General features: G+C 67.9%; 7 protein-coding genes, 1 pseudogene and 1 riboswitch. Of the genes and pseudogenes, 2 read left to right on the plus strand and 6 right to left on the minus strand.

The window, feature by feature from the left end; all coding sequences use genetic code 11:
* Nucleotides 1–55: 55 nt before the first annotated feature.
* From AB0E63_RS37450 to AB0E63_RS37475, 6 genes and pseudogenes are all read right to left on the minus strand, one after another.
* Nucleotides 56–1,471, minus strand: a complete 1,416-nt coding sequence (locus AB0E63_RS37450) for an aminoglycoside phosphotransferase (RefSeq protein WP_360376845.1) — start codon at nucleotides 1,469–1,471, stop codon at nucleotides 56–58.
* Complete coding sequence (treS, locus tag AB0E63_RS37455; protein WP_360376862.1) at nucleotides 1,471–3,171, minus strand: maltose alpha-D-glucosyltransferase; 1,701 nt, start codon at nucleotides 3,169–3,171, stop codon at nucleotides 1,471–1,473. The genes AB0E63_RS37450 and treS overlap by 1 nt, the downstream gene beginning before the upstream one ends.
* Nucleotides 3,172–3,405: 234 nt before the next feature.
* Nucleotides 3,406–3,810: a type II toxin-antitoxin system HicA family toxin gene (locus AB0E63_RS37460; protein WP_360376848.1), complete on the minus strand. Its 405-nt coding sequence runs from the start codon at nucleotides 3,808–3,810 to the stop codon at nucleotides 3,406–3,408.
* On the minus strand, nucleotides 3,810–4,019 hold the full coding sequence (locus tag AB0E63_RS37465) for a hypothetical protein (RefSeq protein ID WP_360376850.1): 210 nt from the start codon (nucleotides 4,017–4,019) through the stop codon (nucleotides 3,810–3,812). The genes AB0E63_RS37460 and AB0E63_RS37465 overlap by 1 nt, the downstream gene beginning before the upstream one ends.
* Nucleotides 4,016–4,219 (minus strand): annotated as a pseudogene (locus tag AB0E63_RS37470) (hypothetical protein); the annotation flags it as partial. The gene AB0E63_RS37465 and the pseudogene AB0E63_RS37470, both read right to left, overlap by 4 nt.
* 524 nt (nucleotides 4,220–4,743) lie before the next feature.
* Entirely contained in the window at nucleotides 4,744–5,832 is a 1,089-nt protein-coding gene (locus AB0E63_RS37475) for an OmpA family protein (RefSeq protein WP_360376852.1), read from the minus strand.
* A 215-nt stretch (nucleotides 5,833–6,047) separates the two neighbouring features.
* Here AB0E63_RS37475 and AB0E63_RS37480 point away from each other — a divergent pair, with 215 nt between their 5' ends.
* Complete coding sequence (locus AB0E63_RS37480) at nucleotides 6,048–6,182, plus strand: hypothetical protein (RefSeq protein ID WP_360376854.1); 135 nt, start codon at nucleotides 6,048–6,050, stop codon at nucleotides 6,180–6,182.
* A 247-nt stretch (nucleotides 6,183–6,429) separates the two neighbouring features.
* Complete coding sequence (locus AB0E63_RS37485; RefSeq protein WP_360376857.1) at nucleotides 6,430–7,047, plus strand: winged helix-turn-helix domain-containing protein; 618 nt, start codon at nucleotides 6,430–6,432, stop codon at nucleotides 7,045–7,047.
* 212 nt (nucleotides 7,048–7,259) lie between these two features.
* A riboswitch (ZMP/ZTP riboswitch) is annotated at nucleotides 7,260–7,349 on the plus strand.
* The last annotated feature ends 78 nt before the right edge of the window (nucleotides 7,350–7,427 follow it).

Consider the following 7,427-nt stretch of genomic DNA (forward strand, 5'->3'; position numbering starts at 1 on the left):
GGAAGTGGTGGTTTCGGTGACCAGGGTGGTGGCTCGGGCGGCATACCCGCAAGTATTACAAGTGTTCGGCCAACTGGGCCGCCGCGGACAGCGGGATCGGGAGCCAGCTGGGGCGGTTGCGGGCTTCGTAGAGCGTTTCGTAGACGACCTTGTCGGCCAGGAAGGCGCTCAGCAGCACGGGTTCGTGCCGCGGATCGGTGCCCGCGACCTCGGCGTATCCGTCGCAGAAGGCCTGCTGGTTCCGGTTCGCCCACTCGGTCGCACGGTAAGCGATCTGCTGGTCGCCCAGGTGGTCGGCGAGCAGCGAGCGGGCCGCGTAGTCGAACGACCGCAGCATCCCGGCGATGTCCTTGACCGCAGTATCCAAGGCCCGCCGCTCGATCAGGGACTTCGCCGGCTCACCCTCGAAGTCGATCAGCTTCCAGCCGTCGATCGTCCGCAGCACCTGACCCAGGTGGAAGTCACCGTGGATCCGCTGCACCGGCACCGGCTGGTCGTACGCCGCCAGCGCCTCGAACCAGCGGCTCAGGCCGGCCTTGTACGGCGCGAGCTCGGGGATGGCCGCGGCCGCCTGATCGAGCCGGCGCTGCATCGCCGCTGCGTGCTCGACGAGCTTGGCCGGCTCCCAAATGTCGGTGCCGAGCGCCTTCGCCAGCTCCGAGTGGACCTGCGCCGTGCTCGCGCCGAGCCGGTGCGACTCGGCCGCGAAGTCACCGCCGACCTCCTCGGCGTGCAGGTCGCCCTCGGCGTACAGGTCCCGCACCGACGAGCAGGCGAACGACCAGCCGTCGGTGGCGTTCTTCTGGAACGCCGTCATCATCGCCAGCTCACCCGAATCGTTCCCGCCGCCCGCGCGCGGCCAGGTGCCCCGCGCGGACCCGAGCACCTCGGGGACCAGCTCGGACCCCGCCTCGGTGAGCGCCGACTCGATCTCGACCCCAGGGTTGCTCCCGGGCTCGAGCCGGCGGAACACCTTCAGCAAGGCCACGTCGCCGAACACCAGCGACGTGTTGCTCTGCTCGACGGTGAGGACGAGCGACTGCGCGTCCTCCGGTACGACGGTGGTCCGGTCCGGGGCGTGCACGGGATGGAACTCCAGCCCGTCCAGCCGACGTCCGTGCGTCAGCCCGTCCAGCCAGTACGGAGTCGCTTCCTTGTCGTGCAGAGCGTCGTACACCCAGACCTCGGTGTCGTCGAGGTCCTGCTCGACCCACTCACCGATCAGCGCGTGGCCGAGGTTCTCGACCGGCGCGCGGTGGTAGCTGAGCGGCAGTTGGTACACCCGGATCGGGAACTCCGACCCGGGCGGACCGGAACAGTAGACGAACCCGATCCGGACCGCGGGCCAGGCGTCCCCGTCCGACAGCCACACCGAGGTGGCCATCGCGTCGACGTGAACGTCGTGTCCCTTCTCACCGAACCACCTCTGGCTCGCGCAGAAGGACTGGACCTGGTCCAGATGGGAACTCACTACATGCTCTCCTCGTGGTCAGCCGGCTTGGCCACCGGCAGCCGGAACCAGTAGAAACCGTGGGCGCCGAGCGTCAAAAGGTAGGGCAGTTCCCCGATCGTGGGGAAGTGCACGCCACCGAGCAACTCGATCGGTTCCACGCCTTGCCACTGCCGCAGGTCCAGCTCGATCGGCTGCGGGAACCGGGACAGGTTGTTCACGCACAGCACCACGTCGTCGCCGAACTCACGCACGTACGACAGCACGCTCGGGTTGGAACCGCCTAGATCCGTAAAGGTACCCATGCCGAAACACGGGTGCTGCTTACGGGCCTGGATCATCCGCCGGGTCCAGTGCAGCAGCGAGGACGCGTTCTCCATCTCCGCTTCGACGTTCACCGCCTGGTACCCGTAGACCGGGTCCATGATCACCGGCAGGCTGAGCTTGCCCGGAGTCGCGGTGGAGAACGAGGCGTTGCGGTCCGGGGACCACTGCATCGGCGTACGGACGCCGTCGCGGTCACCGAGCCAGATGTTGTCGCCCATGCCGATCTCGTCCCCGTAGTACAGGATCGGGGAGCCGGGCAGGCTGAGCAGCATCGCGGTGAACAACTCCATCTTGTTCACGTCGTTGTCCAGCAGCGGTGCGAGCCGGCGGCGGATGCCGATGTTCGCCTTCATCCGCGGGTCCTGCGCGTACTCGCCCCACATGTAGTCGCGGTCCTCGTCGCTGACCATCTCGAGGGTGAGCTCGTCGTGGTTGCGCAGGAAGATCCCCCACTGGCAGGTCTCCGGGATCTCCGGGGTCTGCGCCAGGATCTCCGAGATCGGGAACCGGGACTCCCGCCGCACACCCATGAAGATGCGCGGCATGACGGGGAAGTGGAACGCCATCTGGCACTCGTCGCCGCCCGACGAGCGGTCGCCGAAGTACTCGACGACGTCGGCCGGCCACTGGTTCGCCTCGCAGAGCAGGACGCGGTCGGAGTAGTTCGCGTCCACCTCCTTGCGGACCCGCTTGAGGAACTCGTGGGTGCGCGGGAGGTTCTCGCAGTTGGAACCCTCGGTCTCGAACAGGTACGGCACCGCGTCCAGCCGGAAGCCGTCCACGCCGAGGTCGAGCCAGAACTTCAGCGCCTCGATCATCGCGTCGCCGACGGCCGGGTTCTCGAAGTTCAGGTCCGGCTGGTTGGAGTAGAACCGGTGCCAGAAGTACTGGCCGCGGACCGGGTCCCAGGTCCAGTTCGACTGCTCGGTGTCGACGAAGATGATCCGGGCGTCGGAGTACTTGTCGTCGGTGTCGGACCACACGTAGAAGTCGCCGTACGGGCCGTCCGGGTCCTCCCGCGACGCCTGGAACCAGGGGTGCTGGTCGGAGGTGTGGTTCATCACGAAGTCGACGATCACCCGCATACCGCGGGTGTGAGCGGCCTCCATGAACCCCGCGAAGTCGGTGATCGTGCCGACCTCGGGCATCACTCCGGTGTAGTCGGAGATGTCGTAACCGCCGTCGCGCAACGGCGACGGGTAGAACGGGGGTAACCAGAGGCAATCGACACCGAGCCACTCGAGGTAGTCGAGTTTCTCGGTCAGGCCTTGCAGATCGCCGATGCCGTCGGCGTTCGAGTCCTTGAAGGACCGCACGAGGACCTCGTAGAAAACGGCCCGCTTGAACCACAGCGGGTCACTCTTCGTCAGTCCGTGGTGCTGCTCCGGCAGCATGTCGGTCACGCTCACCTCCATCGGGTGTCTCCAAACCTAGCGGTACTACGGTGTGCCGCACTGCTTCCCGTACCCCGTTGTCGGCGTCGTAAAAGAAGTCGGTGCGATGTGTCCGGACAGAGCCGGCGATGTGGTGGACGCCCCGGGACGGACGGTTCCGGCAAGGCGTTCCGCTCAGTGTGACGGCCCTTTGCCGGTACAGGCAAATAGGGGCCGAATCCCCTTATCCCAAGCTCATCGACGAGGCGACCGCTCGTCCCTCTCCCGACTCGCGGAGCCCGCCGCCCGCCGCCCACCGGACCGTCCGGGCGAGGCGTGTCGTTTGGTCGCCCCACGCGCGTCGGCCACCCCCTCCCGCGGGTCGACCACCTGCTGGTCCTCCTGCTCGGCCTCGGCTTCACGGGCCTTGACCAGCTTCGGATTCAGCAGTTCCTCAGGCGTGAGATCGACGTCGCTCAAGATGCTGCGCAGCGTCCCCTTGGCGACGTCCCGGCCGCCATGGACCGGCACCGTCGTACCGCGGCCGTCGGCGTCGTTCTTCATGATGTGATGACTGCCGTTGACCCGGTCGACCCGGAAGCCGTGCTTCTTGAGTTGAGCGACGACTTTCTCGCCGCTCAGTGACGGGACCTTGGCCATCAGGGGGTTTCGACGGTGACCGTGATCAGGTCCGGAACGCCGAAGGACTCGATCAGGCCGGTGAGGGCTTCACGGAGGTCCGCTACGGCCGCCTCAGGTGTGTCACCTTCGCCGTTGGCGCCGACGCCGTGTCGCAGGAGTGCATGTGCGCACCACACCCCGTCCTCGTCCTGTTCGATCGTGTAGGGGACGGTGACGTCGTGCTTCACTCTGCCTCCTGGGCGAGGGCTTGGTCGCGGGGGTTGGGGGACTTGCGGGGGCGGCGGGCGTACTTGGTGAAGCCGGCGCGTTCGGCGTCGGACTCGCTACGGAACCAGACCTCGGGTTTGGTCCGGCCGTAGTACGGCGAGTCGGGGGTGTGGAACAGCATCGACTGGGCGTTGCCCTTGATGGTGAACCCGTCCGGCGGAGCCTGATGAGGTACCGCGTCGGCCGAGCCCTCACCGTAGCGTCCGGCGGGGGCCGCGGCCCGCATCTGCGGCGCGGTCGCATTGGTGTCGCCGTTCATCGCCGCGAGTTCGGCGTCGTCGAACAGCGTCGGCTCCGCCTCCATCAACTCCGAGAACGCCGGCTGCGGTTTAGCTCGTCCGTTAGGCGCCGGCTCGGGATGCGCGGCGGGTTCGGCTCGTACGGCGGGTGCTGTCTCGGCGACCCGGGCTCCGACCAGGACCTCTTGCTTCTGCTCGACCGGCTCCTCGGCAGCTGCGTCCGGGGGAGTGGCTGGGGTACGGCGTTCGAGGAGGAGCCAGGTGATGAGAGCGCCGATCAGGAAGGCGAGTAACGACCACAGCCAGTTGTGTCGCAGCAGCCAGCTCATCAGCGTGCCCCCCTCGCCGGGTTGCGCACCAGTCGGTGCAGCAGCCAGGCGGCCGCGCTTCCGAGGACGAACGCGACCAGTAGCAGGATCCACATCTGTGCGACGAGCCAGCTCATTCAGTTCCCCTGCAGTACTCGGATCTCGGCCCGGCGGTTGGCGATCCGGCCGGCGGCGGTGGAGTTGGGTGCGATCGGGAAGGCCTGACCGTAACCGTTCGCATGGATGTGGTTGGCGGCCACGCCGAGCTTGACCAGCGCGGCCTTGACCGCGGCCGCCCGGCGCTCGGACAGCGGCAGGCTGGTCGCCTCGGACCCGAGGTTGTCGGTGTGACCCGCCACCTCGAAGAACGCGCTCGGGCACGACCTCAGCAGGGCGGCGACACGCACCACCGATGGCTTCGTCGCGTCGTTCACGATCGACGTGCCGGACAGGAAGTTGATCTTGTGCTGCCGGGTGAACTCCGACAGCCGGCTCGGCAACGTCCGGCACGATTCACTGACCTCGGACTTCGGCGGCGCCGGGATCTCCAGCTGGTTCGCGATCACCGCGCCGGGGACGGCCTTCGCCGCGGCCCGGGCGACGGTCGCCTTGCTCGCCTGGTCCGGCACCTCACCCGACAGCGTCACCGTGCTTCCGTCGTACCGCACCGAGGCGTCGCCGGTCCCGATCGCGAGCGCCTGCAGCAGCGCGGCTATCGCGGTCGCGTCGGCCAACCCGGTCGCGGCGTCGATCGTCGTACGGTCGTCGTACTCACGGTCTTCGCCGAGCACCTTGCCGACCTCGGCGGCGATGGCTTCCTTGACCGCTTGATCCTTGACCGCCGCCTGCACCCGGATCGACTGGTTGGTCCGGCCCACCTCGAACGGCGCCAAGTCGGACTCGGCAGGCGCCTCAGTCGTCGGAGTAGCAGTCGGAGTCGACGAACCCTCGATCCGCACCGAGCGAACGCCGTCCACCTTCACGACGACCTCGCGCACGAGCTCGGCATCGACACCGGCCGGTACGGCGACCGTCGCGTCGCGGCCGTCGAAGTCGACGGAGCCGGCCTCGATGCCGCGGGCCTGGAGTGCGGCCAGCGTGCGGTCGCGCAGATCGTCTTCGGTGGTCCCCGCTTTGGCCGGAATCAGCACAGCCGTGAGCAGCACAGGGACCGCGAGGGCCGCGAGCAGCCAGACGACGATCGGCCGTCGAACGAGACCGGGCACTGTTCCTCCGTCGGGTGCGGTCAAGAGTGACCGTGCGCGAGGAGATTACTCCGCCGCACGCTCCCTCCGCACACCTTCGCGGGGGAGCGTCGCGATGATCACGAGAACATCTTTATTTGGATTAGTTCTTTTCTTAACTGGATGTGGTCGGTAGGGTGCGGATAGTTCCTCTCCGCCCCCAGGCGGTACTCATGCGGCTCCGTTTTCCTGTGCTCTTGGCTGCGATAGCTCTCCTCGGCGCCGGTCTCGCACAGGCCGCCACCGCGGCCCAGCCCACTGCCGACCACACTGTTGCCGCAGGCAAGAGAGTGGGCGGTTACTTCACCGAGTGGGGTGTCTATGTCCGGTGACACCACCGACGGCAGCCTGATCACCGCGGTGAAGACCGTCGGCTGATCCCCGCCGGACCGCCGGCCGTGCCCGCCGCCCCGGGCCGGTCGGCCCTCTCCGTCCTGCACTGCCTTGCCCTGCTTGGGTTTGGCCTGTCTCGGACAGGTCGCATTTGTGCCAGCCCGGGGCGCGATGAATCACTTGACTTACTTCGCGCCGTAAACCGTACTGGTGGCTGGCCGGCGTTCGACTGGGGAGGGGCTCGCCATGGAGAGGCTCGCGGATTCGTCGTTGATCATCGGCGTGGCCACGTCCACGTCCGAACGGGTACAGCTCGCGCGGTTGCTCGGTGCGGCCGACGCGCTGCTGCTGGTGTCGAGCGCGGACCAGGCTCGCGCGTTCCTCGAGCTGACGGCGGTCATGTCGCCAGCCGGTCCCGTCGTACTCGCGCCGACCGGGCTGCCGGTCGCCTCTGGGGAGGCTGCCCAGATCGAGGCAGTGCCCGCCAGGGTGGTCGCCGTTCCGGCCACGGTCGCCGCGGTTCCGGTCGCAGTGGCGGCGCCGGCTGTCCGGGCCGCCGTACCGCCCTCGTCGGAGGCCGAGCTGTACCTGGACGTGGACCGTCGCGTCGTCCGGTGGAAGGACCGCGAGGTCTCACTGACCCGGCTCGAGCACGACTTCCTGCACTGCCTGGTCGAGGAACCCGGCCGCGTCTGGACCTACCAGCGCCTCCACCACGCCGTCTGGGGAAACGAACACCTCGGCCACGGCTCCCACATCCACTCCGTCGTCAAGCGCCTCCGCCAAAAACTCACCAACCTAGGCGCCACGGTCACCATCCACGCCGTCCGCGGCGTCGGCTTCCACCTCCTCCCCACCACCTGACCGCCCGCCGTCCCGCTCAGATGAGCACGGCAGGCTCGGTCACAGTCGAGGGTCCTGCCGTCAGCGGAGGGCGTGGATGGGAGTCTGTCGATAGTGGTGGGTTCTTGCATTATCAAGGGAGGGTTTCTTGCCGAGTCCGGGGCAAAACCCTCCACGAATCCCGTGCTCTGGCCGGTACTGCGTAGGGTCCCGCGTCGGGGGTTGATAACGTGCGGCTGGGTCGTGACTGGCGCGTGAGATGGGCTAACCATCGGGGAGCGGCCTCGTCTCGACGACGCGTGCCGTGCGCCTGGGCTTCTGATCGACCGGGAGGCCCGCATGATTCGGCCCGTGTGGGCTCGACCCCAGTACGCGGACCGGCCCCCGCCCTTGGAGGGCGG

Source organism: Kribbella sp. NPDC026596 (assembly GCF_040638415.1).
Taxonomy (GTDB): Bacteria; Actinomycetota; Actinomycetes; order Propionibacteriales; family Kribbellaceae; genus Kribbella.